Raw genomic sequence first — 26,581 nt, forward strand, 5'->3', positions numbered from 1 at the left:
CGAAAAACCATCTTGGCCAGCGGTCCGACAAGCCGCATCAATAGGCCGGACATATGGATGCAAGCGATCCGATCAAACCTCACAAAGCTCTTGTGCCACGGGGGCCGTCCACATATGGGTCCCGGCTCGCGCTTCGCTTGGCCGGGACGACGGTGGATGGAGCTAGCCGCGCCTTGCTGCTTCCAGCGCCTGCGGCGTGTCGATGTCGAGGAAGGCGCTGTTGCCTTCGACCGGGACCTCGGCGACCACCTCGGAATGCTTGGCTATCAGATGACGCGCGCCGATGTCGCCGTCGAGCGTCATCAATTCCTTGAAGAAACGCCGCGACCACAAGACCGGATTGCCGCGGCGGCCCTCGCTGACGGGCACTGCGATCAGGTGGCCGCGATCGGGCTCGAAGGCCTCGATCAAGCGATCGATCAGCTTCGCATCGATCAGCGGCATGTCGCCGAGGCAGACGACCGCGCCATCGGCGCTGTCGGAGACCGCCGAGATGCCGGCCTTCACCGAGCTGGCGAGGCCGCCGGCGAAATCCGGGTTGCGGACGAACTTGACCTTGAGTCCATCAAGCGCCTGCTCGACCAGATCGGCCTGGTGCCCGGTGACGACGATCACCTCCGAAGCCTTCGAGGCCAGCGCCTGCTCGGCGACGATGCGCGCGAGCTTCTTGCCGTCGAGCTCGGCGAGCAGCTTGTTCGGGCCGCCCATCCGGGTCGAGCGTCCCGCCGCGAGCACGATCGCCGCGACGTTGCGGTTGCCTTCGGTGTCCGGGACGGTGCGCGGCTGCGGCCGCGTCACGATCTCCATCAGAAGACCGCCGACGCCCATGCCGGTGAGATCCGACCGCGTCACCTTGATGCCGGCGAGCAGCCGCATCAGCACCCAGTCAAAACCGTTTTCGACCGGCGAGCGCGCACAACCCGGCGCGCCCAGCACCGGCACGCCGCCGGCGCTGCCGATCAAGAGCAGATTGCCGGGATCGACCGGCATGCCGAAATGCTCGATGGCGCCGCCGATCTCGGTGATCGCGGCCGGGATCACGTCGCGGCGGTCGGCGATCGCTGACGCGCCGAACACGATGACGAGCTCGGCTCCGAGGCCGAGCAATTCCTTGATCGAGGCCGCGAGCACGGTCTCGTCATGCGGCACCCGGCGCTCGGCGATGATGGTGGCGCCGGCCGGCGCCAGCCGCTCGGCGGTGACCCGCAGCGTCTTGTCGATCACTTTCGACGCGAGGCCCGGCAGCAGCGTCGAGACCACGCCGACCTTCCGGATCACGTAGGGCGCGATCCGCAGCGTACCCTTGCCAGCGACGGCGACGGCCGCATCGCGCAGCCGGCCCTCGACGCCGAACGGGATCAGCTTGACGGTCGCGATCATCTCGCCTTCGACCACCGGCTTGAACGCTGAGAGCGTTGCAAAGGTGATGGCCTCGTCGACGCCGTTGATGCGATCAACCGCGGCGCGATCGACCACCAGCACGCCGGGGCGCGCCGCGAACAGATTGGCGCGGCCGGTGAAGGCGCGCTCGACATTGACGCCCTCGCCCGCCACCGCCTGTGCGATGCTGGCGGCCGCGACGTCCTCGGAGACGTCGCCCTCCTCCAGCCGCACCACGACGACGTCCTTGACGCCGGCTTTGGTCAGCGCCTCGACCTCATCCGGGCCGATCGTGGTGCCCTTCTTGAGCACCAGCGTACCCTGGCGGAGCGTATGCACGGTGACGCCGCCAATCGCGTCGGCCGGACTGGCGGGACCGAACTTCATGCCGCTTCTTCTTTTTCTTTGGGAGGCAAACGCAGCTGCGCGGTGATCTCGGCCATGATCGCGACCGCGATCTCCGACGGCGACACCGCGCCGATGTCGAGGCCGATCGGCGCGTGGATGCGCGCGATGTCGCTGTCCCGCGCGCCTAGCGCGCGCAGCCGCTCGGCGCGCTTGGCGTGGGTCTTCCGCGAGCCGAGGGCGCCGATGTAGAAGCAGTCGCGGTCGAAGGCGTGCAGCAGCGCCGGGTCGTCGATCTTGGGATCATGCGTCACCGCGACGAACGCGGTGTAGTGATCGACGTTGAGCGGCGGCAGCGCGACATCGGGCCATTCGGCGACCAGCGGCACGTCGGGGAAACGCTCGGGGCTCGCAAACGCGGTGCGCGGATCGACCACCGTGACGTCATAGTCGAGCGAGCGCGCCAGCGGCGCTAAGGCCTGGCTGATATGGACCGCGCCGATGATCACGAGCTTTGCGGTCGGCGCGTAGACGTTGAGGAACAGCTTTCTTCCGCCGGCCTCGACATTGCCGCTCTTGCCCATCCTGAGCTGCTTGGCAAGCTCGACGCGCAGCGGGTCGGCGGCGATGTCCGCAGCCTTCACCAAGCGCTGCTCGCCATTGGCGGTGTCGGTGACGATGATGACCGGGCGGCGCGCGGCGCGCTCGGCGTTGAGCTCTTTGAGGATCTCGAGTTTCACGGCTACCCGACCTTCTCGACGAAGACGCGGATGGTGCCGCCGCAGGACAGGCCGACATTCCAGGCCGTCTCGTCGGCGACGCCGAATTCGAGCATTTTTGGCTGGCCGCTCGCGATCACGTCGAGCGCCTCCGTCACCACCGCGCCCTCGACGCAGCCGCCGGAAACGCTGCCCAAGAACGTGCCGTCGTCATTGATGACGAGGCTCGAGCCGGCCGGGCGCGGCGCCGAGCCCCAGGTCTCGACCACGGTGGCGAGCGCCACGCCATGGCCCTGTTTCTGCCAGGTCTCGGCGGCCTGAAGGATGTCTTCGTCGCGGTTCAGCATGGTGGCCTCCTGCTATCGGGTCAGGCTTCTTAGGCTACAGAACGGATCAGGCTGCGGTGGTGCGCCGGCGGCGGGGATGACAGCGCCCCGATCAAGCCCTTGATGGACGTCAAGTTATGCACCGGGCGAAATTCGTCAACGTGGGGCAGCATCATTTTGATGCCCTGGGCCTTGGCCTCGAAGCCGGAATAGCGCAGCAGCGGGTTGAGCCAGATCAGGCGGCGGCAGGAGCGGTGCAATCGGTCCATCTCGAAGGCCAGTTTGGCATCGGCCTCGCGTTCTAGTCCATCGGATATAAGGAGAACGATGGCGCCCTGCCCGAGCACCCGGCGCGCCCAGAGCTGGTTGAAGGTATGCAGCGAGGTCGCGATCCGCGTGCCGCCGGCCCAGTCCTCGACCGAGGACGTGCAGCTCGCCAGCGCCTCGTCGGGGTCACGCGCCCGTAACGGGCGCGTCACATTGGTCAGGCGGGTGCCGAACAGGAACACCGAGACCCGCTTGCGGTAGTCGGTGATGGCATGCAGGAAGTGCAGGAACAGGCGGGTGTATTCGCTCATCGAACCGGAAATATCGAGCAGCGCCACGATCGGCGCCGGCTTCTCGATCCGGCCGAGCTTCCTGATATCGATGATCTCGCCGCCGGTGCGCAGCGAGTTGCGCACGGTGCGGCGCATGTCGAGCCGCAAGCCCCGCGCATCCGGCTGGTAGCGGCGGGTCACCAGCTCGGCCTGCGGCAGCCGCATCTTGGCGATCTCGCGCGTCACCTCGGCGATCTCCGCCGCGGTCATCTGCGCAAAATCCTTCTTCTGCAGCACCTCCTTGTCGGAGACCGAGAGCTTCAGCTCCTGCTCCTGGGCCTGCGGCCGCTCCTCGCTCTTCGCCGGCTGCGCCATCGCCTCCTGGACGCGGCGCGAGGCCGGCGGCGGCTTCTTCCTGGCGTGGTCGGGCAGCGGGACGGAATCCAGCATGCTCTTCCACTCCTCGGCGGCGCGGAAGAACAGCTCGAAGGCCTGGCGGAAGATCAGCGCATGCTCATGGCGCTTGACGAAGATCGCCTCCAGCGTGGCGTAGAAGTCGGAGCGATGCCCGACCTCGATCAGCTGCAGCGCATCGAGCGCATCGATCACCGAGCCCGGCCCGACGGGAAGCCCGGCCGCCCGCAGCGCGCGGGCAAAGCCGATCACGTTGTCGGCCATGTGGCCCGTCGGAGGCGCGAGGTGGTTGATGGCCATCTTGTTTGCTCGATCCATCAGCCTCGTCATTCCGGGATGCGCCGGCAGGCGCAGGCCCGGAATCCATACTCACGATCGTGGTTATGGATTCCGGGCTCGCGCTCCGCGCGCCCCGGAATGACGGGGCGCAAAATGCAACACGCGGACTTACGTCTCGCTCGTCGCTTCCTTCAATGTCTTCTGCAACCCATCGCCCTGCATGCGCGCGATGTCGTCCTGGTACTTCAAGAGTGCGCCCAGCGTGTCGCCGACCACCTGCGGCGTCAGCGAGCGCGCGTCGAGCTCGGACAGCGCGGTGGCCCAGTCGATGGTCTCGGCGACACCCGGCGACTTGTAGAAATCCTGGTTGCGCAGCGCCTGCACGAAACGGACCACCTGCTGCGACAGCTTCGCGGAAATGTTCGGTACCCGCGATTTGACGATCGCAAGCTCGCGCTCCGCTGTGGGATAATCCACCCAGTGATAGAGGCAGCGGCGCTTCAGCGCGTCGTGGATCTCGCGGGTGCGGTTCGAGGTGATGATCACTATCGGCGGCGCCGGCGCCTTCACGGTGCCGAGCTCGGGGATGGTGACCTGGAAGTCGCTGAGGATTTCCAGCAGATACGCCTCGAATGCCTCGTCGGCGCGGTCGAGTTCGTCGATCAGCAGCACCGGGGGGCCAGCGACGTCGGGTTCGAGCGCCTGCAACAACGGTCGCTTGATCAGGAAGCGCTCGGCGAATATGTCGCTGGCGAGCTGGTCGCGATCGGTATCACCGGAGGCTTCCGCGAGCCGGATCGCGATCATCTGCGCCGCGCTGCTCCACTCGTAGACGGCGGAAGCGACGTCGAGGCCTTCATAGCATTGCAGGCGGATCAGCTTGCGCCCGAGCGCCGCCGACAAGACCTTTGCGATCTCGGTCTTGCCGACACCGGCCTCACCTTCGAGGAACAGCGGCCGCCCCATGCGCAGCGCGAGATAGGTCACGGTCGCGAGCGACCGCTCGGCGAGATAGCCGCGCGATGTCAGCAGCTCCTCGAGCGCATCGACGGAAGTGGGTAACGCCGGTGCACTCATGGAACAGCCAGTCTTCGAACAGGGGTTAGCAAAATCACGCCGTGGATTTGGTTCTTGGAACTAGACCTTGGGATCTAGCCCTTGGGATCTAGTCCCTTGTCTAGTCCTTGGATCTAGTCCTTGGCGTTGGCGGCTTCCACCGCCCTGCGCGTCAGAACGCCGATCAGATGGGCGCGGTATTCGGCACTGCCGTGCAGGTCGCTGTTCAGCCCATCGGGAGGAACCACGATGCCGTCGAGCACCTTGTGCGAGAAGCGCTTCTTCAGGGCCTCCTCGAACGCGGTGACGCGGAACACGCCGTCGGAGCCCGCGCCGGTGACCGCAACGCGCACGTCGGACGGACGCTTGGCCACGAACACGCCGACCAACGCATAACGCGAGGCCTGGTTGCGGAACTTCACATAGGCCGCCTTCTTCGGCAGCGGGAACATCACCTTGGTGATGATCTCGTCGGCCTCCAGCGCAGTCGAGAACAGGCCCTGGAAGTATTCCTCAGCCTTCAGGCGGCGCTTGTTGGTGACGATGGTGGCGCCCAGCGCCAGCACCGCGGCCGGATAGTCGGCGGTCGGGTCGTTGTTGGCGAGCGAGCCGCCGATGGTGCCGCGATGGCGCACGGCGGGATCGCCGATCATGCCGGCAAGCTCGGCCAGCGCCGGGATCGCCTCGCCCACGACCGCGGAGTTCGCGACCTCGGCGTGCTTGGCGGTGGCGCCGATCACCAGCGAGCGGCCCTTCATCTCGATCGTGTCGAGACCTTCGATATGGGAGAGGTCGACCAGATGCGGCGGGCTCGCGAGCCGCTGCTTCATGACCGGCACCAGCGTGTGACCGCCGGCGATCAGCTTGGCGTCCTCGTTCTTCACCAGGAGGTTGGCGGCCTGCCGCACGGTCCCGGGACGATGATATTTGAATTCGTACATTGGAATGTCCTGATCGCTTGTCGCGACGAATTGCTGATTAGGCGAGGTCCGATTTGGCCATCGCCTTGGCGCCGGCGGCGATCGAAGCAACGATGTTCTGGTAGCCGGTGCAGCGGCACAGATTGCCTTCCAGCTCTTCGCGGATCACCTCGTCGGAAAGGTCGTGGCCCTTGCGATGGACCAGGTCGACCGCGGTCATGATCATGCCCGGCGTACAGAAGCCGCACTGCAGGCCGTGATGCTCGCGGAAGGCCTCCTGCATCGGATGCAGCGGCGCACCATCGGCCGCCAGCCCCTCGATGGTCTTGACCTCATGACCGTCGGCCATCACCGCAAGCGTCGTGCAGGACTTCACCGCCTTGCCGTCCAGGTGCACGACGCAGGCGCCGCACTGCGAGGTGTCGCAGCCGACATGGGTGCCTGTCAGCCGCAGGTTTTCGCGCAGAAACTGGACCAGAAGGGTACGGGGGTCGACATTCGCGTTAACGGGATTGCCGTTCACGATCATTGAAATCTTGGCCATCAGCACTCTCTTATCTGCGCCACCGCATATCGGCGAAGCAGGCGGTTTAAAATCATTCCAGACGGCATAATATGGGCGCGCCCCGCGATGGGCAACCTTTCGAGCCACCCACCCAGGACATAACGGCAAGGCACGGCGGGGCCTGAATAAGCCGGCCCGCCTGCGGGGCTAACCTTGTACCGCCTTGGCGAAATTTGCAAAGAATTCGTCCGCCAGCTTCTTGGCGGCGCCGTTGATCAGGCGCTGGCCGAGCTGGGCGAGCTTGCCGCCGATTTGCGCCTCTACGTTGTAGCTGAGCAGCGTGCCGCCATCCTTGTCGGCGAGGCCGACGGTGGCGCCGCCCTTGGCGAAGCCGGCAACCCCGCCCTCGCCTTCGCCTGAGATCTTGTAGCCGTTCGGCGGATCGAGATCGCTCAAGGTGACCTTGCCCTTGAAGCGGGCGGAGACCGGGCCGACCTTCATCTTCGCGGTGGCGCGGAAGCCGCCCTCGTCGGTCTTCTCCAGCTCTTCGCAGCCGGGAATGCAGGCCTTCAGCACTTCGGGATCGTTGAGCTTGTCCCACACAGCCTGGCGCGGCGCTGCAAGCTGGACTTCGCCGGTCATCGTCATGGCCATGGGGGGACCTCCTCGATCACAAGAAACCTTTGCCCCCAAGTAAAGCAGCCGGGGCGCAAAGGAAAGGGCACCTTCGGAGGATGAGCGATGCATATTCGCACCGCAGCAAGCCGCGTCAGCCGTTCACAAAATCGCGCGATCGGCGCTGTCGAAATCAGCGGCTGCGGCAGGGCATTGGCAGGAGCGCGCGACAGTGGTTAGGTCGCGCGCCATGAGCACAGCCCTCTCTCCCCTGCTTGCGCCGATGCTGTCGAGCGCCGCGATGCGCGCGGTGTGCGACGACGCCACCACTTTGCAGAACATGTTGAATTTCGAGGCCGCGCTGGCCCGCGCCGAAGTGACCTGCGGCGTGATTCCCGCAGCCAGCGCGGGACCGATCGCCGCGGCCTGCAAGGCCGAATCATTCGACCTCGCCGCGCTGGCCGATGCCGCGACGCGATCCGGCAATCTGGCGATCCCGCTGGTCAAGGCCCTGACCGCCAATGTCGCCAAGGCGGATGCCGAGGCGGCGCGCTATGTGCATTGGGGCGCGACCAGCCAGGACGTCATCGACACCGCGACCATGCTGTCGCTGCGCGCCGGCATCGATGCGCTGCTCACCGATCTCGACCGCGCCGTTGCGGGTTTTGCCGGGCTTGCCCTTGCCCATCGCAACACCGCGGTGGTGGCGCGGACCTGGCTGCAGCATGCGCTGCCGATGCCGTTCGGCCTGAAGCTCGCAGAATATGCCGCGGCCCTGCACCGCTCCCGCAAGCGCTTGCTGCGCCTGCGCCGCGAGACGCTGGCCGTGCAATTCGGCGGCGCCGCCGGCACGCTCGCCGCGCTCGGCGACAAGGGCCTTTCGGTCGCAGCCTGCCTTGCGAAAGAGCTGGACCTGCCCCTGCCCGATGCGCCCTGGCACACCCACCGCGACCGCATCGCGGAGGCCGCTTCGGTGTTCGCGATCCTCGCCGGCTGCTGCGGCAAGATCGCGCGCGACGTCTCGCTGATGATGCAGACCGATGTCGGCGAAGCCTTCGAACCCGCGGGCGCCGGCCGCGGCGGCTCCTCCACCATGCCGCACAAGCGCAATCCGGTCGCCGCCGCGAGCGCGCTGGGGGCTGCGACCATGGCGCCGAACCTCACTGCCACGATCCTCGCCGCGCAGGTGCAGGACCATGAGCGTAGCGCCGGCCCTTGGCATGCGGAATGGCCGACATTGCCGGGCCTGATGCTGGTGACCTCGGGCGCGCTCGCCGCCATGGTCGATCTCGCCGAAGGGCTCGAGGTCGATGCGGCGCGGATGCGCGTCAATCTCGATGCGACCCATGGGTTGATCATGGCGGAAGCCGTCACCTTTGCGCTGGCCGAAAAGATCGGCAAGAGCGACGCCCATCATCTGATCGAGGCCGCCAGCAAGAAAGCGGTCGCGGAGAGGAAGCATTTGCGCGACGTGCTGTCGGCGGACGCCAAGGTCACCGCGCATCTCGATGCCAAGCGCATCGCGGACCTGTTCGAGCCGATGGCCTATCAGGGCGCCTCGCAAGCGCTGATCGACCGCCTGCTTGCTTCACTGAACGAGAAATAGCGAAGGTGTCATTGCCGGGCCTGACCCGGCAAGCGCACGACGAGAGGGACAAGACGATGCCGATGATCAACGCCGACGGATGCCTGCTCAACGTCCAGGTGGATGGCCGCGACGGCGGACCGACCTTGATGCTGTCGAACTCGCTCGGCTGCACATTACAGATGTGGGAGCCGCAGATGCGGGCGCTGACGCAGATGTTCCGCGTCATCCGCTACGACCGCCGCGGTCACGGCAAGTCCGGCGTGCCGGCCGGCCCCTACTCCATGGAGCGGTTCGGCCGCGACGTGCTGGCGATCCTCGACGATCTCAACATCGAGAAGGTGCACTGGTGCGGCCTGTCGATGGGCGGCATGGTCGGACAATGGCTCGGCGCCAACGCCCCTGAAAGATTCGGCAAGATCATCCTCGCCAACACCGCCTGCTACTATCCCGATCCGACCAACTGGCTGAACCGCATCAAGGCGGTGAAGCAAGGCGGCATCGCGGCCGTCGCCGATGCCGTGATCGCGGGCTGGCTGACCGCCGACTTCCGCGAGCGCGAGCCGGAGACCGCGGCACGCATGAAGGCGATGCTGCTGGCCTCTCCGGTCGAGGGCTATCTCGCCTGCTGCGAAGCGCTGTCGACGCTCGACCAGCGCGCGCTGCTGCCCAGGATCAAGAGCCCGACCCTGGTGATCGCGGGAAAGCAGGACATGGCGACGCCGGTGTCGGCGGGTGAGATGATCCGCAGCGGCATTCCCGGCGCCAGCATGACACTGCTCGATGCCGCGCACATCTCCAATGTCGAGCAGTCGCACGCCTTCACCGAAGCCGTGGTCGGCTTCCTGACGCAACGCTAATCCGCAACAAACGTCATTGCGAGGAGCAAAGCGACGAAGCAATCCATGCCTCCGCAAGCGGTGAAATGGATTGCTTCGCTTCGCTCGCAATGACGGGAGGAGACACCAATGGACGACAATCAGCGCCGCGACGACGGCATGGCGCAGCGCCGCAAGGTGCTGGGCAATGAATGGGTCGACAAGTCGATCAAGAACCGCAACGCGTTCAACACCGACTTCCAGGACCTGATCACGCGCTATGCGTGGGGCGACATCTGGACCCGGCCGCATTTCGATCACCGCACGCGGCGCGTGCTGGTGATCGGCACCATGGTCGCGCTCGGCCAGTGGGACGAATTCCGCCTGCATGTGCGCGCAGCGCTCAGCGAAGGCGGCTTCACGCCCGAGGACATCAAGGAGATCCTGCTGCAGCAGGCGATCTATTGCGGCGTGCCCGCGGCCAATCACGCCGTCAAGGAAGCCGGCGCGATCATTGCGGAACTAGGGCTGCTGAAGGGATAGCTCGCTTGCCGGTGCGCTCGCCTCGGCGGCCGGCGCCTTGGTGACGGGCTTCGGCGAGGTCTCGAACAGCATCACGATCGCGGTGCCGAGCAGCATCAGAAGCTCGGCCGCATGCATGCGCAACGCTTCGATCTCACCGACCTTGGACGCCATCATCATGCTGGCGAAGCTCAGCACGCTGCCGAGGCAGAGCGCGACCGCCAGCGCCTCGTCGGCGCCGCTGCTGCTCTTGCGCAACGGCGAGAAGGCGGCCATCGCGAGGAAGACCGCGAAGAACGCCACGACCGTGATCCGCGCCAGCGCCAGCAGCCACGCGAGCCGCACCGTCGCCATCTTGGCGAGGTGCAGGTGGTCGCTGGCATAGAGCGCAATCGACACGCTCGGCCGCTCATAGAGGCCGTGGATCGGCGACACCATGATGCTGAAGGCGATGATGGTCCAGACCGGAATGAAATAGGCCGCAAGCAGCGCGCCGTTGAAGGAGCTGATCCGCCAGTTGCTCGACATTGCCGCTTCCCGCTTCTCTCCGGCGCCTTTTGGATCGGCGACGGTTCAGCCTGCGAGGTAACGCCGATCGATTGCCGGCAGCAATTTAAACCCTTTGTTAAGGTTAAGCGCGGTGCGATGGTTCTGGATCGATGCGATCGGGCCAGGCCGGCACCTGCGCCGGCCGAGATAGAGGGGGTAAAATGACCGAAAGAACCCGCGTTTTCGTCGCGACGCCCTGTTTCGGCGGCGACCTGAAGATGGCCTATGTGCTGTCCGCCCTGAAGCTTCAGGCTGCAGCCACTGCCCGGGGCATCGACATCCAGTTCCACCTGATAGGAAACGAATCGCTGATCGTGCGCGCCCGGAACGAACTGGCCCACCAGTTCCTCGTATCCGGCGCCAGCCATCTGCTGTTCATCGATGCCGATATCGGGTTCGAACCCGAGGCCGTGTTCCGGCTGCTGGATTGCGGCACCGATGTTGCGGCCGCGGCCTACCCGCTCAAGCACATCGATTGGGCAAAAGTGCAGCGGGCTGCGGAAGCCAAGCGCAAGAACCTCGCGTCTTCCTCGCTGGACTACGTCGTCACATGGGAGGGCGACCAGCTCACGGCTCGCGGCGATGGCTTCGCCAAGGTCCGATATGCCGGAACCGGCTTCCTGATGATGAAGCGATCCGCCCTCGTCAGGCTGTGCGACGCCCATCCCGAGCTCAAATATCGGGCGAACCACAAGAGCAACGACTTGAACACCGGGGACCTGGTCCGCGCCGACCTCGACCGCGTCTCGCTGTTCGAATGCATGATCGACAAGACGACCGGCGAGTATTTGTCCGAAGATTACGCCTTCTGCCGGCGCTGGATCGACCTCGGCGGCGAGATCTGGCTCGACCTTCGAAGCGAGCTCACGCATTTCGGCTCATATGCCTTCCGCGGCCGCTTCGCCGATCAATTGGCCTGATCAACACAGGCAGAAGCGGAAGACCCAACGAAATAGAAGTCCCGAACAAAAAGGCCTCGCCGTTCGGCGAGGCCCTTGGGTTGAATCGGCTCAATTGCGCCGAACTAGCGCTCCGGATTGGGCTTCTGGCCCTGCCGGCCGGGATCCTGCTGCTGGCCAGGCTTCTGGCCGCCGCCCTGCTGCTGACTGGGCTTCTGACTCGGGTTCTGGTTCTGCTGGCCGGGGTTCTGGTTCTGATTGCCCATTCGCTTAACTCCCTTTGCTTTCATCAAGCTCGGGACAACGCACCGTCAGGACCGCGGTTGCTCGGGGAACACGGGTTCCGGCGCGATCATTGCAAGGCAACGAGGTGTCGACCCTGTGACATCGGAACCGCACCCGCCGAAGTAGTTATGTACAAGCCCTCGTCTGTTGCTGCCACGCTGTTGCCGCCGCCGGGGTTCCACTGTTAGAAAATACCACGACGCGACGGATCAGGCTGCCGGGGGCCCTCGGCGCGTCACCCCTCGAGTTACGGCAGCGCATGGATTATTTCGCCCAGCAACTGATCAACGGCCTCGTGCTCGGTTCGATCTACGGCCTGATCGCCATCGGCTACACGATGGTCTACGGCATCGTCGGCATGATCAACTTCGCCCATGGCGACATCTTCATGATCGGCGGCTTCATCGCGCTGATCTCGTTTTTGGTGCTGGTGTCGCTCGGCCTCACCGCGATCCCGCTGATCCTCCTGATCGTGCTGCTGGTCTCGATGGCGATCACCGCGCTCTATGGCTGGACCATCGAGCGCATCGCCTACCGGCCCTTGCGGCATTCGTTCCGCCTGGCGCCGATGCTGTCGGCGATCGGCATGTCTTTCGTGCTGACCAACTTCTCGCAGGTGTCGCAGGGCGCGCGCGTCAAGCCGGTGCCGCCGATCATCACCGGCGGCTACACGCTGCATGAGGGCGCGCAAGGCTTCGCCGTGCAGCTCTCCAACATCCAGATCATGGTCGTGCTCGCCACCATCGTGGTGCTGGCGCTGTTCACCTGGCTGGTGTCGCGCACCCGGCTCGGGCGCGACATGCGCGCCTGCGAGCAGGACCAGACCATGGCCGCACTTCTTGGGGTGGATGTCGACCGCACCATCTCGATGACCTTCGTGATCGGCGCCGCGCTCGCCGCCGTCGCCGGCATGATGTACCTGCTGTATTACGGCCTGGTCGATTTCTTCATGGGCTTCGTCGCCGGCATCAAGGCGTTCACCGCCGCCGTGCTCGGCGGCATCGGCTCGCTGCCGGGCGCGATGCTCGGCGGGCTTGCGATCGGCCTGATCGAGACGTTCTGGTCTGCCTATTTCTCGGTGGAATACAAGGACGTCGCCGCGTTCTCGATCCTGATCGTGGTGCTGATCTTCATGCCGACCGGCCTGCTTGGCCGTCCCGAAGTCGAAAAAGTCTGACAGGCACTTCGTGAGCGCGACCTCAGCCCGCCCATCGCCCGCCGCGCAGCCCTCGGGCAGCGCCTTCATTCTCAAGAAAGCCCTGATCAGCGCATTGGTCGCGCTGGTGCTGTTCTCGCTGATGATCGGCGTGCGCACCGAGGCGGGACCGCAAGGCGGCCTGATCTACTGGACGCGGTTCGGCGACCTCGCCGCCATGGTCGGCACGGTGTTCGGCGGCAGCATCATCGTCGAACTGCTGCGGCAATGGTGGGGCCCGGTCGACAAGGACAGCGTCGTGCCGAAGCCGGTGCAATCGGCGATATCGTTCGCCGGCCGCTGGCTGGCGCCTGCGCTCCTGGTGTTCACCTTCCTCGTGCCCGTCATCTTCTACAACCAGCGCTACATTCTCGATCTGTCGATCCTGGTCCTGACCTATGTGATGCTGGGATGGGGCTTGAACGTCGTGGTCGGGCTCGCCGGCCTGCTCGACCTCGGCTACGTCGCGTTCTATGCGGTCGGCGCCTATTCCTACGCGCTGCTTGCGACCAATTTCGGATTGTCGTTCTGGGTCTGCCTGCCGCTCGCCGGCATCCTGGCGGCGTTCTGGGGCGTGCTGCTCGGCTTCCCGGTGCTGCGGCTGCGCGGTGATTATCTGGCAATCGTGACGCTCGCCTTCGGCGAGATCATACGCCTCGTCATCATCAACTGGCAGAGCCTGACCGGCGGCCCCAACGGCGTCTCGGGGATTCCACGCCCGACCATGTTCGGCATTCCGCTGACGCCGGGCGATGACGGGCTCGCCGCCAAGCTCGGCATCGAGTTCTCGCCGACCCACCGCCTCGTCTTCCTGTTCTATCTGATCCTGGCGATGGCACTGCTCACCAACTGGGTGACGATCCGGCTGCGGCGGCTGCCGATCGGCCGCGCCTGGGAGGCGCTGCGCGAGGACGAGGTCGCCTGCCGCGCGCTCGGCATCAACACCACGACCACCAAGCTGACGGCGTTCGCGACCGGTGCGATGTTCGGCGGCCTCGCCGGCGCGTTCTTCGCCACGCGGCAGGGCTTCATCAGCCCGGAATCCTTCACCTTCCAGGAATCGGCGCTGGTGCTGGCGATCGTCGTGCTCGGCGGCATGGGCTCGCAGCTCGGCGTCGCGCTTGCCGCGCTCGCCATGATCGGCGGCTTCGAGCTGTTCCGTGGCCTCGATCAATACCGCATGCTGGTGTTCGGCATCGCCATGGTGCTGTTGATGATCTGGCGGCCGCGCGGGCTGATCGGCCATCGCGCGCCGACCGTGTTCCTGGAGCGCAACCAGGCGATCTCCTCCGACCTCGTCAAGGAGGGCCACGGATGAGCGGCGACCACATCCTCACCGTCGACCGCCTGATGATGCGCTTCGGCGGCATCGTCGCGGTCAACGAACTCTCCTTTGCGGCCGAGCGGCGCAAGATCACTGCGCTGATCGGGCCGAACGGCGCCGGCAAGACCACCGTCTTCAACTGCATCACCGGCTTCTACCGGCCGAGCGGCGGCGCGATCCGCCTCGCCCACGACGACGGCCGCACCATCCAGCTCGAGCGGCTGAACGATTTCCGCATCTCCAAGCAGGCCAAGGTGGCGCGCACCTTCCAGAACATCCGGCTGTTTCCCGGCATGACCGCGCTGGAAAACCTGATGGTCGCCCAGCACAACGCGCTGATGCGCGCCTCGGGCCTGACCCTGCTCGGCCTGCTCGGCCTGCCGTCCTGGCGCGAGGCCGAAGCGCGCGCCATCGAGCTGGCGCGGAGCTGGCTCAACCGCGTCGGCCTGCTCGATCGCGCCGACGATGCCGCCGGCAATCTGCCCTATGGCGACCAGCGCAGGCTCGAGATCGCGCGCGCGATGTGCACTGAACCTGCACTGCTCTGTCTCGACGAGCCCGCGGCCGGACTGAATGCACGCGAGAGCGGCGGGCTCAACGAGCTCTTGCTGTCGATCCGCAACGAACAGGGCACCTCGATCCTCTTGATCGAGCATGACATGTCTGTGGTGATGGAGATTTCCGATCACATCGTGGTCATGGACTACGGCGTCAAGATCGCCGAAGGCACGCCGCAAGCGGTGCGCGACGACCCCAAGGTGATCGCCGCCTATCTCGGCGCCGACGAGGAAGAGGCGATCGCCGTGATGGAGAGCGGCACGTGAGCGCGGCAGCGGCAACCACACCCCTGCTTGCGGTGCGCGGCGTGCGTGCGGCGTATGGCAAGATCGAGGCGCTGAAGGGCGTCGACATCGAGATCAATCGAGGGGAGATCGTCGCCCTGATCGGCGCCAATGGCGCCGGCAAGTCGACGCTGATGATGACGATCTTCGGCCGGCCGCGCGCCCGCGCCGGCACCGTCGAATTCGACGGCCATGATATCACCGGCGTGCCGACCCACGAGATCGCGCGGCTGCGCATCGCGCAATCGCCCGAGGGCCGGCGGATCTTTCCGCGCATGAGCGTCGCAGAAAACCTGCAGATGGGCGCCGATGCCACCGAATGCAGCGAGGCCGAACGCGAGGCCGGGCTGGAGCGCGTGTTCGCGCTGTTTCCGCGGCTGAAGGAGCGCGTCGCACAACGCGGCGGCACGCTGTCGGGCGGCGAGCAGCAGATGCTCGCGATCGGCCGCGCCCTGATGAGCCGGCCGCGCCTGTTGATGCTGGACGAGCCCTCGCTCGGCCTCGCGCCGCTGATCGCGCGCCAGATCTTCGACGCCATCCGCACGCTGAACCGGCAGGATGGCCTCACCGTGCTGATCGTCGAGCAGAACGCCAACCATGCGCTGAAGCTCGCCCATCGGGGCTACGTCATGGTCAACGGCCTGATCACGCTGGCCGGAACCGGCGCCGAATTGCTGCAGCGCCCGGAAATCCGCGCCGCCTATCTGGAAGGCGGCCGCCGCGGCTAGCGTGCCCTCGAGCGCCGCCCCTTGCAGCAGGATGCGGCTGATGCAGCGTCGAATTGCCTGAAAATTGCCGGTGACTTCGCCGCGAAATCAGCCGAGAATGCCGGCGGTTTTGGGACCCGGCGTGCCGGGCCCTTCCGCAAGAGGCAACGACCACGAGGGACGTCTCATGAAATCACTGAAGCTGATCGGCCTGGCACTGTGCGCGTCGTTCGCATTATCGGCGAACGCGTTCGCGCAAGACATCACCATCGCAGTCGCGGGCCCGATGACGGGCTCCGAATCCGCTTTTGGCCGGCAGATGAAGAACGGCGCCGAGCAGGCAGTCGCCGACATCAACGCCGCCGGTGGCGTGCTCGGCAAGAAGCTCGCGCTGGAAGCCGACGACGATGCCTGCGATCCGAAGCAGGCGCGCTCGATCGCGGAAAAGATCGGCTCCGCGAAGATCCCGTTCGTGGCCGGCCACTTCTGCTCGTCGTCCTCGATCCCGGCCTCCGAGGCCTATGCCGACGCCAACGTGCTGCAGATCACCCCGGCCTCGACCAACCCGCTGTTCACCGAGCGCAAGCTCTGGAACGTGGCGCGCGTCTGCGGCCGTGACGACCAGCAGGGCCTGGTCGCCGCCGACTACATCATGAAGAACTACAAGGGCAAGAACGTCGCGATCCTGAACGACAAGACCACCTACGGCAAAGGCCTCGCCGACGAGACCAAGAAGGCGCTGAACAAGGCCGGCTTCCAGGAGAAGATGTTCGAGTCCTACAACAAGGGCGACAAGGACTTCAACTCGATCGTCTCGCGCCTGAAGCGCGACAATATCGATCTGGTCTATGTCGGCGGCTATCATCAGGAAGCCGGCCTGATCCTGCGCCAGATGCGCGACCAGGGCCTGCAGACCGTGCTGATGGCGGGCGACGCCATGAACGACAAGGAGTTCGCCTCGATCACCGGCCCCGCCGCCGAAGGCACGCTGTTCACCTTCGGCCCCGATCCGCGCAACAAGCCGACCGCGAAGGCGATCGTCGAGAAGTTCAAGGCCAAGAACATCGATCCCGAAGGCTACACGCTCTACACCTACGCCGCGATGCAGGTGTGGACGCAGGCCGTCGCCAAGGCCGGCACCACCGACGCCAAGAAGGTGATGGACACCATCAAGGCCGGCGACTGGGACACCGTGCTCGGCAAGATGGGCTTCGACGCCAAGGGCGACATCAAGGCGATCGACTACGTCGTCTACAAGTGGGACGCCAAGGGCAACTACACCGAGATCAATCCGAAGGGCTCCTGAGCCTCTCGCGCCTGATCTGAATCCGAGAACAACGCCCCGGTTCGCCGGGGCGTTTTTGTTTTGGGCAGGATCGGCACGCCCGGCTTGTCGCATGACGCCGCGTAGACAGAATACCGCTTCTGTTTCAGCAGATCCCTTCCCGAACTGCTCGAGCACGCAGTCGACGGAGCGATGAGCCCCGCGAGATCGATCGCACATGATCTGGGCAAGTCCCGATTGAAGTTTAGTCTTGCCTGGTTTGGCAGCGCACAATAACGTTTTGAGCGTCCAACGCGACGATGCGGGAGAGATCGAAACGAAAGCGAGCACTTCGCTTTCGTGTTCGGCGCCGACGGAGCAACCGCCCCGGAAACTCTCAGGCACAAGGACCGTGTCGTCAGGACGATCTGGAGAGAGACACCGTATCCTTGATGCGGTGTCCACCGAAGGGGATATCCGTCATCGAGCCATTGCGTCGAGCAAAGGGCTCCAGCGGATGAAGCTCTCAGGTACCGAGACAGATGGGGCGCCTCCACCGGTTTAGGCCGGCGTCGGGGCGACTCTAGCGTCCGGGAGCCTGTTCTAAACATGCCCATCATTGCAGCCGTCTGCGCCGGCCTCGCCGGTGCAACGACCATCCGTGCGACGCGGACGCGCGATTGCCTTCGACGGATGTCTCGACGCCATGACAAAGGCCATCCCGAACCGGCGGGCGGCTTCCATTCAACCAATGCGCTCTTCAACGCGCCGATCGAAGTCCGTTCAGCGTTCATCCGAGGAAAATGATGTCAGCCACCACGCGAGCCAGAAACACCTCGATGTCAATGAAAACCGCGTTACGCGGGCTGCTGGTCGCCACCGCTCTCGTATGGCCCGGCCTGTCTCACGCCAAGACGATCAGGGCAGTGATGCATTCGGACCTGCGGGCGCTCGATCCGATCGTTTCGTCAGCCTACATCACGCGTGACCACGGCTATATGGTCTACGACACGCTGGTGGCGATGGACTCCAGCTTCACGATCCGGCCTCAAATGGCGGATTGGAAGGTGTCCGACGACAAGCTGACTTACACGTTCACGCTGCGCGACGGCCTGAAGTGGCATGACGGAACGCCGGTGACTGCGGACGACTGCATCGCGTCATTGAAGCGCTGGGCTGCCGTCGACGGCATGGGCCAGAAGCTGATGGACTTCACCGCCGGCCTTGAGGCCCCCGACACCAGGACGATCGTGCTGAAACTCAAGGAACCCTACGGCCTGGTGCTGGAGTCGCTCGGTAAGCCATCCACGCTTGTACCTTTCATGATGCCGAAGCGCCTTGCCGACACACCGTCGGATCGGCCGATCCCCGAGCAGATCGGCTCGGGACCTTTCAAGTTCGTCGCGACGGAATTCCAGCCCGGCGTGAAGGCCGTCTACGAGAAGAACAAGGACTATGTGCCGCGCGCCGAGCCGCCAAGCTGGACCTCAGGCGGCAAGGTGGTGAAGGTCGATCGCGTCGAATGGATCACGATGCCCGACGTTCAGACTGCAACCAGCGCGCTTCAGTCCGGCGACATCGATTTCCTGGAGCGGCCGTCATTCGACATGCTGCCGATCCTGCAAGCCGACAAGGATTTGACGTCGCTCCCTTTGAGCGGCCTCGGATTCCAGACGATCGGGCGGATGAACTTTCTTTATCCGCCATTCGACAACCTCAAGGTGCGCCGGGCTGCCATGATGGCGCTGAGCCAGAAGGACATACTCGACGCCATGGTCGGGGATCCGAAGCTCTATAAGATTTGCGGCGCCGTTTTCGGCTGCGACACACCGCTCGCCTCCGATCTCGGATCGGACTCTCTCGTCAAGGGCGGCGGCATGGTCGAGGCCAAGAAGCTGCTGGCCGAATCCGGTTACGACGGCACGCCGGTCGTGATGCTGGCACCGACCGATGTGGTGACCCTCAAGACGCAGCCCATCGTCGCCGCGCAGCTGCTGCGTCAGGCTGGCTTCCAGGTGACGGTCCAGTCCATGGACTGGCAGACAGCGAACATGGTCTTCGCAAGCCAGAAGCCGCCGAAGGAAGGCGGTTGGAACATGTTCTTCACCAACTGGGGCATTGCCGACATCATGAATCCCGTCGTCAGCGCTCCCCTGAACAGCAGGGGTCGCAAGGGCGGATGGGTCGGCTGGCCGGACGACCCGCAAATGGAGAGCCTTCGCGATGCCTTCGCCCGCGCCGGCTCGCCCGTGGCCCAGAAGAAGATCGCGGCGGAGATTCAAGCGCGCGCGCTCGACGAGGTGACTTACGTTCCCCTGGGCCAGTATTTTGCGCCGAGCGTGTGGCACAAGGAGCTGACAGGCATGCTCGATGGTCCGGCCACGCCGCTGTTCTGGAACATCGATAAACCCGAGTAGTCTCAACCCGCATGATTCTGATCAACGCGGGCCGCCGCGTGATGAAACGAGAAACATCAGAGATGTCGGGATGTCATCTGATGTCCCTTGTTTGGACTTTCCGACACAGCAAGGTTTGATGCCATGTCACGTGATACCATGTACGATGTGATCGTCGTCGGCGGCGGCTCTGCCGGCGCTGCCATTGCCGCCCGGTTGTCCGAGGATCGAAACCGGCGGGTGCTGCTGCTGGAAGCGGGCCTCGACTGGCGTGCCGATGAAGCGCCCTGGGAGATCAGGACGCCCAATCCGATTCCCATCATTCACCAGCGGGAATTCCAGGAGAAGTGGCAGTGGCCCGACCTCCTGACCCGCCGCATCGCGGGGCAGGAGCCGCGCTTCTATTGGCGCGGCAAGGGGCTGGGCGGCAGCTCGATGATGAACGGCCAGATCGCCATTCGCGGCGTCGCGGATGCTTTCGACGAATGGACCGCGCTCGGCTGCACCGGCTGGTCCGCGCGCGAGATCATGCCGCTTTTCTCTGACATCGAGGACGACGAGGAATTCGGCGACACCAAGGGACATGGACGCGGCGGTCCGCTGCCGGTCTATCGCGCGCCGCTAGAGACGTGGGGCCCGATTGATCACGCCCTGCGCGATGCGGCGCTCGCCAGTGGCTATCCGTGGTGCGCCGATGTCAACGGCCCGGATGGCGAAGGCGTTGCCTGCTATCCGATCAACAGCCGCAACGGCCGTCGCATCACAACCAACGAAGGCTATCTCGAGCCGGCGCGTGGCCGCGCCAATCTGGAGATCCGTGGCAAGGCGCTGGTCGACCGGGTCCTGATCCGCGACGGCAGGGCGACCGGGGTCCGGGTCCATATCGACGGCAAGGGCACCAGCGAGATCGACGCACGCGAGATCGTGCTGTGCGGCGGCGCCATCCACAGCCCCGCGATCCTGCTGCGATCGGGCATTGGCCCGGCGGAGGAGCTGCGAGCCATGGGGATCGCGGTCGAGCGTGATCTGCCGGTCGGCCGCAATTTCTTCGACCATCCGCTATTTCGCATGACGATCCAGCTGCGTGAGGAGCTGCGGCCCACCGATCCGGACACGCGTCATACCAATTGCTGCGTGACATATTCGTCCGGTCTCGCCGACGGCGGCAAGCGCGATATGATCATGATCGGTTTCAACCATCGCGGCATCGGAAATCCCGGAGCGATCGGCGCGGGATTGTTCAATGCCTATTCGCGTGGTCAGCTGAAACTGGCTTCGCCCGATCCGATGATCGATCCGATCGTCGAGGAGAACATGCTGGCCGATCAACGCGACATGCTGCGCATGACCGATGCGGTGAAGCGGTTCACCGTCCTGGCCATGCAGCCGGCACTGGCCGGCATATCGGACTGGATCCGTCTCGGAGATACCGAGCTGACCCTGCCAGCCGCCGCAGCCCTGCCAACAGCCGAGCTCGAGGCGGTGTTGCGACGGGAGACCGGCGATATCCAGCATGCAGCCGGCAGCTGCCGGATGGCCGGCGTCAACGATCCCGCGGGCGTGGTCAATCCCGACGGTACGGTGAAGGGCATCCGCGGCCTGCGGGTCGCCGACGCATCGATCATGCCGTCCGATTGCCGGGCCAATACGCACTTCACAACGGTTGTCATTGGCGAAGCCATTGCCCGGATGATGAGGTCATAAACCAGGCCGTCAACGCGCCTCTAGAGCATTTTCGGTTCTGATTGAATCAGAACCGAAGCTCTAGATTCTTGTCTTGAAGCGTTTTCTTCACACGAACCGGTGTCCACTTCGCTCGAAAACGCTCTGGCCGAGCCCGCCGCGGCTGCTATACCGGTTGGAGCAGCCAAAGCTCGGACAAGGCGCGGACGGACTCGATCGTGAAGAACCTTCTCACCGATATTGCCGGCGTCAGCGTCGGCCACGCCGACGATGCCGTGATCGCTTCCGGCGTCACCGCCATCCTGTTCGAGCGGCCGGCGGTGGCCTCGATCGACGTCCGCGGCGGCGGTCCGGGCACCCGCGAGGACGCGTTGCTGTCCCCGCACAACGTCGTCGAGGCGATCGACGCCATCACGCTGTCCGGCGGCTCCGCGCTCGGGTTAGATGCGGCCGGCGGCGTGCAGGCCTGGCTTGCCGAGCGCGGCCGCGGCTTTCGCATCCGCGATGCGGTGATCCCGATCGTGCCGGGCGCGATCTGCTTCGATCTGCTCAACGGCGGCAACAAGGCGTGGGGACGCTTTCCGCCCTATCGCGATCTCGGCTATGCGGCGGCGAATGCCGCCTCCGGCAATTTCGAGCTCGGCAGCGTCGGCGCCGGCATGGGCGCGACCACCGCCACCCTCAAGGGCGGCCTCGGCTCGGCGTCCGCCGTGACCGACGACGGCGTCAAGGTGGCGGCGCTCGCGGTGGTTAACGCAGTCGGCAGCGTCACGGTCGGCAGCGGCGCGTGGTTCTGGGCGGCGCCGTTCGAGGTCGATGGCGAATTCGGCGGTCGCGGCCTGCCGCCCGCGTTCACGCCGGACATGCTGAAGCTGCGGCTGAAGGGCGGCGCGGACGCCACCGCCGCCGAGAACACCACGCTCGTCGTTGTCGTGACCGATGCGCAGCTGACCAAGCCGCAGGCGAAGCGCCTTGCGATGATCGCGCAGACCGGCATGGCGCGCGCGATCTATCCGGTGCACGCCCCGCTCGATGGCGATGTGGTGTTTGCCGCCGCCACCGGCGCAAAGCCGGTCGATCCGCTGTTTGGGCTGACCAAGCTCGGCGCGATCGCCGCCAACACGGTGGCGCGCGCCATCGCACGCGGCGTCCATTCAGCCACCGCCCTGCCCTTCCCCGGCGCGCTGCCGAGCTGGCAGGACCGGTTCGGTTAGGGCCGCGAATACGGTGGTGCTCCCTCGCCCCGTTCTTACGGGGAGAGGGTTGGGGTGAGGGGCTGCTTCCGCATCATCAGTGATTGACGGACTCGCGGAGGCTCCCCTTCACCCGGAACGCATCTCACGATGCGTTCCGGCCCGCGCGGGGCGAGGCGGAGTTTGCGGCTATGCCGCCTCTGACAATGTGATGTGTTAAGCGCTGACCGACAGTGACGACGAGGCCTGGGCCGAGATCGCCTGCGACTGGCGCTGGATCAGCTGCTCGATGAAATTGTAGGACGAGGTCGCATTGCTGCCGGCGGAGGACGAGTTCGCGCTGCCGGTGGTCGACGACGTGGCCGCCGACGTCATCGACACCTTGGAGCCGTCGGCATAGGTCGTCGTTGTCGTAGTCGAGCCGTCGCTGTTGGTCACCGACGTCGAGGTCGCACCGTTCAGCGCCTGCATCAGCGGATCGGAGCTCGATCCGCCCGAGCCGCTGCTGGCGCCGGACCCGTCGGTCGCGCCGCCGGCCGCGTGGTGATGGTGATGGCCGCCGCCCTTGTGGCCCTGCAACGCCTGCGACATCTCGTCGAGGCTGACGCTGCCGTCGCCATTGGTATCGAGCTTGGAGAACACGTCGTCGGCCTGCGCGGTGTTGGTACCGCCGGCACCGAGCGCCTTCTCGAATTCCGCTTTGGTGATCTGGCCGTTGCCGTCGGCGTCGATCTGCGAGAACAGGTCCTTCAGCGCATCGGACCGGCTGGTCGGTGCCGTGCTGGTCGAAGCCGTGGTCTGCGACTGGCTCTGCGCGTCGAGCAGCGCGCTCATGGTCAGCGGCGAAATCTGCGTGGAGCTGCTGCTGCCCGAGCCGGTGCCCGTGCGGCTGCTGGTCGATGTCGAGCTATCGGTCGAGGCCGAGAACAGCCCGGCCGACTGATTTCCCTGCGTGGAGCTGCCGGTCTGTGTCGTCGACTTCGACGACATCAGCGAGCTCAAAAGATCGATGGCGGATGACGCAGCGCCAATGGCAAATAACATGGCAATACTCCAACAAGGCCGCGCATGGCGGCTCAAACGCTTGCCAAAGGCGCAGCAAGCGGCATGCCATGGCAAAAACGCAATAAAACCAGGCCTTGGCGCATCATGCAGGTTCCGCGCACCCGGCAAGAGCTGCCGCCGGCGGCAGAATTTTCCGGCTCCGAGGTGCCGTCCGCTCGCATTGCCCGCCACGCGTCCGCGTGTTAGGCGGGATCACCCGTCGCCCCCTGAAGCCTTTCGGAACTGCGCTATGACTCAGTCATTCACCCCGCGTCCCCTCGTCATCGCTCCGTCGATCCTGGCGTCGGATTTCTCAAAGCTCGGCGAGGAGGTCCGCGCCGTCGACCAGGCCGGCGCCGACTGGATCCATCTCGACGTGATGGACGGACATTTTGTGCCGAACATTTCCTACGGCCCGGATGTCATCAAGGCGATGCGGCCGCACACCAAGAAGATCTTCGACGCCCATCTGATGATCTCGCCCTGCGATCCCTATCTCGAGGCGTTCGCCAAAGCGGGCTGCGACCACATCACGGTGCATGCCGAGGCCGGCCCGCATTTGCATCGCTCGCTGCAGGCGATCCGCGCGCTCGGCAAGAAGGCCGGCGTCTCGCTCAATCCGGCAACGCCTGTGAGCGCGATCGAATATGTGCTCGACCTGATCGACCTGGTGCTCGTGATGTCGGTCAATCCCGGCTTCGGCGGCCAGGCCTTCATCCGCTCGGCGATCGGCAAGATCTCTGACGTCAGGGCGATGACAGCGGGCCGCCCGATCGACATCGAGGTCGATGGCGGCGTCGCGCCCGATGTCGCGGGCCAGCTCGCCGCAGCCGGCGCCAATGCCTTTGTCGCGGGATCCGCCGTCTTCAAGGGCGGCACCGCCGAGGCGTACAAGACCAACATCGCCGCGATCCGCCATGCGGCCGCCGAGGCGCGCGGCGAAGCGATCTGATCAAAACAGCGCGGGCGGCGTGACCGCGGCACTGGCCGTCGGGTCCGCCGCGCCGTCTTCAGCGTCCGTCGCCGGCGTCAGCCGCGACGGCCGCACCACGGTCACGGTGCACGGCGCTTCCCCGGCGACCTTGGCGGACACGCTGCCGAGCAGCGCACGCCGCACCGAGTTCTGCCGCGCGCCGATGATGATGTGGTCGACCAGATTGACCGCGGCGAATTCCAGGATCGCGGCGGCGGGATCGATCGCCTCCAGCACATGCACGGTCAGCCGCCCCTCCGCGAGCCTGAACGGCCGCGCCCAATGCTGGAGCGCCACCAGGCGGTCGACATGCTTGTTCTGGCCCTGATCGTCATGGGTGCGGTCGATCGCCAGGCGATTGAGCTTCAGCACGTTGACGCAGGCGAGCCGCGCCGACGGCGACGTCGACAGCACCTGCTCGGCAGTGACGCGGATGGTCTCGTTCAGCGCCTCGGTCCCCTCGCCGAGATCGAGCGCGACGGCGACGATCGGGCTCGAGGCGAGCTGCGCCGCGACATCGGACCTCGGCTGCGGCGGCGCCGCGCCGAGATTGAAGCGGCGGCGCCAGACAGTGCCGACCGGATCGCGATCGACCCGCTGCGCCCGCGCGGTCAGCTTCACCTGCTCGGGATGGCCGAGATCGAAGGCGAGCTGCGCCGCGGTCGGATAGCGCGCCGCCGGATCGATCTCCAGACAGCGCAGCACGATCTCCTGCAACCAAGGCGGATAGTCGGGCTTCAGCTTGCGCGGCGGATAGGGGTCGCGCCACAGCCGCCGGCGCATGCCGCGCAGCGTTTCGGTCTCGCCGAACGGACGGACCCCGGTGGTGAAGAAATAGAGCAGCACGCCGAGCGAAAACAGGTCGCTGCGCGGATCGTCGCGCACGCCGAGCAGGCGCTCCGGCGCCATGTAGGGCGCGGTGCCGTAAGGCAGGCGAAACTCCTCCTGCAACAGGTCGGGCAGATGCTGGTGATGCGAGAGGCCGAAATCGATCAGCACCGCCTCGCCGCGCTCGCGGAACATGATGCTGCTCGGCTTGATGTCGTGATGGATGACGTTCTGTCGGTGCAGGCTGGCGAGCGCGGTCGCGACCTTGCCGCCGATCACCCTTACCTCCTCATACGGCAACGGCAGCGCGTCGAGCCGCTTGTAGAGCGTCTGGCCGGGGATGCGCTCCATCACCACATAGGCCTGGCGCTCGAAATCGCCGGTGCCGAAACAGGCCGGCACGTGCGGCCCCGACAGCCGCGGCAGGATCATCTGCTCCATCTCGAAGCTGACGATCGCTGCCGGATCCTCGCCCTCCGAGGTCAGCGGCACCTTCATCAAAAGCGGCACGGTGATGCCGGGATGGGTGACGGTCCACAACGTCGCCATGCCGCCGCGATGCACCCGCTCGCCGATGGTGAAGCCATCGATCTCGGCGCCCGCCTGCATCGTCAGCGCCGCCATGTCGCTCACCTGCCGATCGAAAGACGATCGGCGAGCCAGAGCGGCAGGCCGTTGGCCTTGATCCGCGCCGCAGCGGTCGCGACGTCGTAGGGCACGCGGTGATAGGTGATCTCGCGGCTTGCGGTGTCGAACATCGCAAACGATGCCGCGGGATCGCCGTCGCGCGGCTGGCCGACCGAGCCGAGCACGGCGAGCCAGCGCCGCCCCGTCAATAATTGCACCGCGACGCCCGCGGTCGGAACGAAGCTCGTCATCTTCGCAGTCGAGGACATCGAGTAGAGGCCCGGACGATGGATGTGGCCGCAGAAGGTGATCTGCAATTCGGTCGCCATCATGCTGCGCGCGGCGTCGGAGGTGTCACGGACGTAGCGCCACTTCACGGGGTCGGACGCCTCCGAATGCACGTAGAGCCGGTTATTCTCTTCCCGCCACATTGGAAGCTCGGCGAGGAACTCCTTCTGCCCGGCGCTGAGCCGGCCGCGGGTCCAGTCGATCGCGGCCTGCGCATCGGCATTCATGCTGTCGCTCGGCACGCCGATCGCATTGTCATGATTGCCGCGCACCGCGATCGCGCCCTTTGCGACGAGGTCCATCACGGTGTCGACGGCCCATTCGGGATCGGCGCCGTAGCCGACGATATCGCCGAGGCAGATCAGCCGTTCGGCGCCGCGCGCACGCGCAGCATCGAGACAGGCCGCGAAGGCCTGCCGGTTAGCGTGAATATCGGCAAAGAGCGCAAGCCGCATCGTGGT

27 protein-coding genes and 2 riboswitches are annotated in these 26,581 nt (G+C 65.6%); of the genes, 14 read left to right on the plus strand and 13 right to left on the minus strand.

Annotated elements, in window-relative coordinates; genetic code table 11:
- Positions 1-162: 162 nt before the first annotated feature.
- The 8 genes from AC066Y_RS36655 to AC066Y_RS36690 all read right to left on the minus strand — a co-directional run bounded on the left by AC066Y_RS36655 (position 163) and on the right by AC066Y_RS36690 (position 7,137).
- Positions 163-1,767 carry an NTP transferase domain-containing protein gene (locus AC066Y_RS36655; RefSeq protein ID WP_478278109.1) on the minus strand — a complete coding sequence of 535 codons (1,605 nt, stop codon included), beginning with the start codon at positions 1,765-1,767 and terminating at the stop codon, positions 163-165.
- Complete coding sequence (locus AC066Y_RS36660; protein ID WP_173637428.1) at positions 1,764-2,465, minus strand: XdhC family protein; 702 nt, start codon at positions 2,463-2,465, stop codon at positions 1,764-1,766. The genes AC066Y_RS36655 and AC066Y_RS36660 overlap by 4 nt, the downstream gene beginning before the upstream one ends.
- 2 nt (positions 2,466-2,467) lie before the next feature.
- Positions 2,468-2,791, minus strand: coding sequence for an XdhC family protein (locus tag AC066Y_RS36665; protein ID WP_021077800.1), 324 nt, complete (start codon positions 2,789-2,791; stop codon positions 2,468-2,470).
- Between the two features lie 29 nt (positions 2,792-2,820).
- The gene (locus tag AC066Y_RS36670) at positions 2,821-4,023 is read right to left on the minus strand and encodes a vWA domain-containing protein (protein ID WP_478278110.1); all 1,203 of its coding nucleotides are present in this window, start codon (positions 4,021-4,023) and stop codon (positions 2,821-2,823) included.
- A 147-nt stretch (positions 4,024-4,170) separates the two neighbouring features.
- On the minus strand, positions 4,171-5,079 hold the full coding sequence (locus AC066Y_RS36675) for an AAA family ATPase (RefSeq protein WP_478278111.1): 909 nt from the start codon (positions 5,077-5,079) through the stop codon (positions 4,171-4,173).
- A gap of 113 nt (positions 5,080-5,192) precedes the next feature.
- Positions 5,193-5,999 (minus strand): FAD binding domain-containing protein, encoded by an 807-nt coding sequence (locus tag AC066Y_RS36680; RefSeq protein ID WP_478278112.1) that lies wholly within the window; start codon positions 5,997-5,999, stop codon positions 5,193-5,195.
- A gap of 37 nt (positions 6,000-6,036) precedes the next feature.
- Positions 6,037-6,522, minus strand: coding sequence for a (2Fe-2S)-binding protein (locus tag AC066Y_RS36685; protein ID WP_021077804.1), 486 nt, complete (start codon positions 6,520-6,522; stop codon positions 6,037-6,039).
- A 168-nt stretch (positions 6,523-6,690) separates the two neighbouring features.
- The gene (locus AC066Y_RS36690) at positions 6,691-7,137 is read right to left on the minus strand and encodes an SRPBCC family protein (protein ID WP_016840413.1); all 447 of its coding nucleotides are present in this window, start codon (positions 7,135-7,137) and stop codon (positions 6,691-6,693) included.
- A 211-nt stretch (positions 7,138-7,348) separates the two neighbouring features.
- Here AC066Y_RS36690 and AC066Y_RS36695 point away from each other — a divergent pair, with 211 nt between their 5' ends.
- The 3 genes from AC066Y_RS36695 (at position 7,349) to AC066Y_RS36705 (ending at position 10,044) form a co-directional block, all read left to right on the plus strand.
- Positions 7,349-8,704, plus strand: coding sequence for a 3-carboxy-cis,cis-muconate cycloisomerase (locus tag AC066Y_RS36695; RefSeq protein ID WP_478278113.1), 1,356 nt, complete (start codon positions 7,349-7,351; stop codon positions 8,702-8,704).
- Between the two features lie 56 nt (positions 8,705-8,760).
- Complete coding sequence (gene pcaD / locus AC066Y_RS36700; RefSeq protein WP_478278114.1) at positions 8,761-9,543, plus strand: 3-oxoadipate enol-lactonase; 783 nt, start codon at positions 8,761-8,763, stop codon at positions 9,541-9,543.
- Between the two features lie 108 nt (positions 9,544-9,651).
- Complete coding sequence (locus tag AC066Y_RS36705; protein ID WP_478278115.1) at positions 9,652-10,044, plus strand: carboxymuconolactone decarboxylase family protein; 393 nt, start codon at positions 9,652-9,654, stop codon at positions 10,042-10,044.
- Here AC066Y_RS36705 and AC066Y_RS36710 read toward each other — a convergent pair.
- Positions 10,024-10,551: a hypothetical protein gene (locus AC066Y_RS36710; protein ID WP_092115270.1), complete on the minus strand. Its 528-nt coding sequence runs from the start codon at positions 10,549-10,551 to the stop codon at positions 10,024-10,026. The genes AC066Y_RS36705 and AC066Y_RS36710 overlap by 21 nt on opposite strands.
- A gap of 182 nt (positions 10,552-10,733) precedes the next feature.
- On the opposite strand from AC066Y_RS36710, the gene AC066Y_RS36715 reads away from it, so the two are divergent.
- On the plus strand, positions 10,734-11,492 hold the full coding sequence (locus tag AC066Y_RS36715) for a hypothetical protein (RefSeq protein ID WP_212309944.1): 759 nt from the start codon (positions 10,734-10,736) through the stop codon (positions 11,490-11,492).
- A gap of 104 nt (positions 11,493-11,596) precedes the next feature.
- On the opposite strand, the gene AC066Y_RS36720 is transcribed toward AC066Y_RS36715, so the two are convergent.
- Positions 11,597-11,737 (minus strand): hypothetical protein, encoded by a 141-nt coding sequence (locus tag AC066Y_RS36720; protein ID WP_478278116.1) that lies wholly within the window; start codon positions 11,735-11,737, stop codon positions 11,597-11,599.
- A gap of 278 nt (positions 11,738-12,015) precedes the next feature.
- Here AC066Y_RS36720 and AC066Y_RS36725 point away from each other — a divergent pair, with 278 nt between their 5' ends.
- The 9 genes from AC066Y_RS36725 (at position 12,016) to AC066Y_RS36765 (ending at position 22,381) form a co-directional block, all read left to right on the plus strand.
- Positions 12,016-12,933, plus strand: a complete 918-nt coding sequence (locus AC066Y_RS36725) for an ABC transporter permease subunit (protein WP_223976205.1) — start codon at positions 12,016-12,018, stop codon at positions 12,931-12,933.
- Between the two features lie 10 nt (positions 12,934-12,943).
- Positions 12,944-14,269: a high-affinity branched-chain amino acid ABC transporter permease LivM gene (livM, locus tag AC066Y_RS36730; protein ID WP_478278117.1), complete on the plus strand. Its 1,326-nt coding sequence runs from the start codon at positions 12,944-12,946 to the stop codon at positions 14,267-14,269.
- Entirely contained in the window at positions 14,266-15,099 is an 834-nt protein-coding gene (locus AC066Y_RS36735) for an ABC transporter ATP-binding protein (RefSeq protein ID WP_478278118.1), read from the plus strand. Before livM ends, AC066Y_RS36735 begins: the two co-directional genes overlap by 4 nt.
- Positions 15,096-15,845: an ABC transporter ATP-binding protein gene (locus AC066Y_RS36740; protein ID WP_478278119.1), complete on the plus strand. Its 750-nt coding sequence runs from the start codon at positions 15,096-15,098 to the stop codon at positions 15,843-15,845. The genes AC066Y_RS36735 and AC066Y_RS36740 overlap by 4 nt, the downstream gene beginning before the upstream one ends.
- 166 nt (positions 15,846-16,011) lie before the next feature.
- Positions 16,012-17,130 carry a branched-chain amino acid ABC transporter substrate-binding protein gene (locus AC066Y_RS36745; protein WP_478278120.1) on the plus strand — a complete coding sequence of 373 codons (1,119 nt, stop codon included), beginning with the start codon at positions 16,012-16,014 and terminating at the stop codon, positions 17,128-17,130.
- A gap of 271 nt (positions 17,131-17,401) precedes the next feature.
- Positions 17,402-17,511: riboswitch (glycine riboswitch) on the plus strand.
- Between the two features lie 3 nt (positions 17,512-17,514).
- Positions 17,515-17,632: riboswitch (glycine riboswitch) on the plus strand.
- 65 nt (positions 17,633-17,697) lie between these two features.
- The gene (locus tag AC066Y_RS36750; RefSeq protein ID WP_478278121.1) at positions 17,698-17,895 is read left to right on the plus strand and encodes a hypothetical protein; all 198 of its coding nucleotides are present in this window, start codon (positions 17,698-17,700) and stop codon (positions 17,893-17,895) included.
- A 38-nt stretch (positions 17,896-17,933) separates the two neighbouring features.
- Positions 17,934-19,505 (plus strand): ABC transporter substrate-binding protein, encoded by a 1,572-nt coding sequence (locus AC066Y_RS36755; protein ID WP_478278144.1) that lies wholly within the window; start codon positions 17,934-17,936, stop codon positions 19,503-19,505.
- A 138-nt stretch (positions 19,506-19,643) separates the two neighbouring features.
- A complete protein-coding gene (locus AC066Y_RS36760; RefSeq protein ID WP_478278145.1) occupies positions 19,644-21,188 on the plus strand; it encodes a GMC family oxidoreductase in 1,545 nt (514 codons plus the stop codon).
- A gap of 197 nt (positions 21,189-21,385) precedes the next feature.
- Positions 21,386-22,381, plus strand: coding sequence for a P1 family peptidase (locus AC066Y_RS36765; RefSeq protein ID WP_092115277.1), 996 nt, complete (start codon positions 21,386-21,388; stop codon positions 22,379-22,381).
- Between the two features lie 195 nt (positions 22,382-22,576).
- Here the strand turns inward: AC066Y_RS36765 and AC066Y_RS36770 are convergent, their stop codons facing one another.
- On the minus strand, positions 22,577-23,404 hold the full coding sequence (locus tag AC066Y_RS36770) for an EF-hand domain-containing protein (protein WP_478278122.1): 828 nt from the start codon (positions 23,402-23,404) through the stop codon (positions 22,577-22,579).
- A 250-nt stretch (positions 23,405-23,654) separates the two neighbouring features.
- On the opposite strand from AC066Y_RS36770, the gene rpe reads away from it, so the two are divergent.
- Positions 23,655-24,356 (plus strand): ribulose-phosphate 3-epimerase, encoded by a 702-nt coding sequence (gene rpe, locus AC066Y_RS36775; RefSeq protein ID WP_456762169.1) that lies wholly within the window; start codon positions 23,655-23,657, stop codon positions 24,354-24,356.
- Here rpe and AC066Y_RS36780 read toward each other — a convergent pair whose 3' ends face one another.
- Entirely contained in the window at positions 24,357-25,829 is a 1,473-nt protein-coding gene (locus AC066Y_RS36780; protein WP_478278123.1) for a serine/threonine protein kinase, read from the minus strand.
- A gap of 5 nt (positions 25,830-25,834) precedes the next feature.
- Positions 25,835-26,575 (minus strand): metallophosphoesterase family protein, encoded by a 741-nt coding sequence (locus AC066Y_RS36785; RefSeq protein ID WP_478278124.1) that lies wholly within the window; start codon positions 26,573-26,575, stop codon positions 25,835-25,837.
- Positions 26,576-26,581: the final 6 nt, after the last annotated feature.

This window comes from Bradyrhizobium sp. USDA3010, assembly GCF_056429065.1.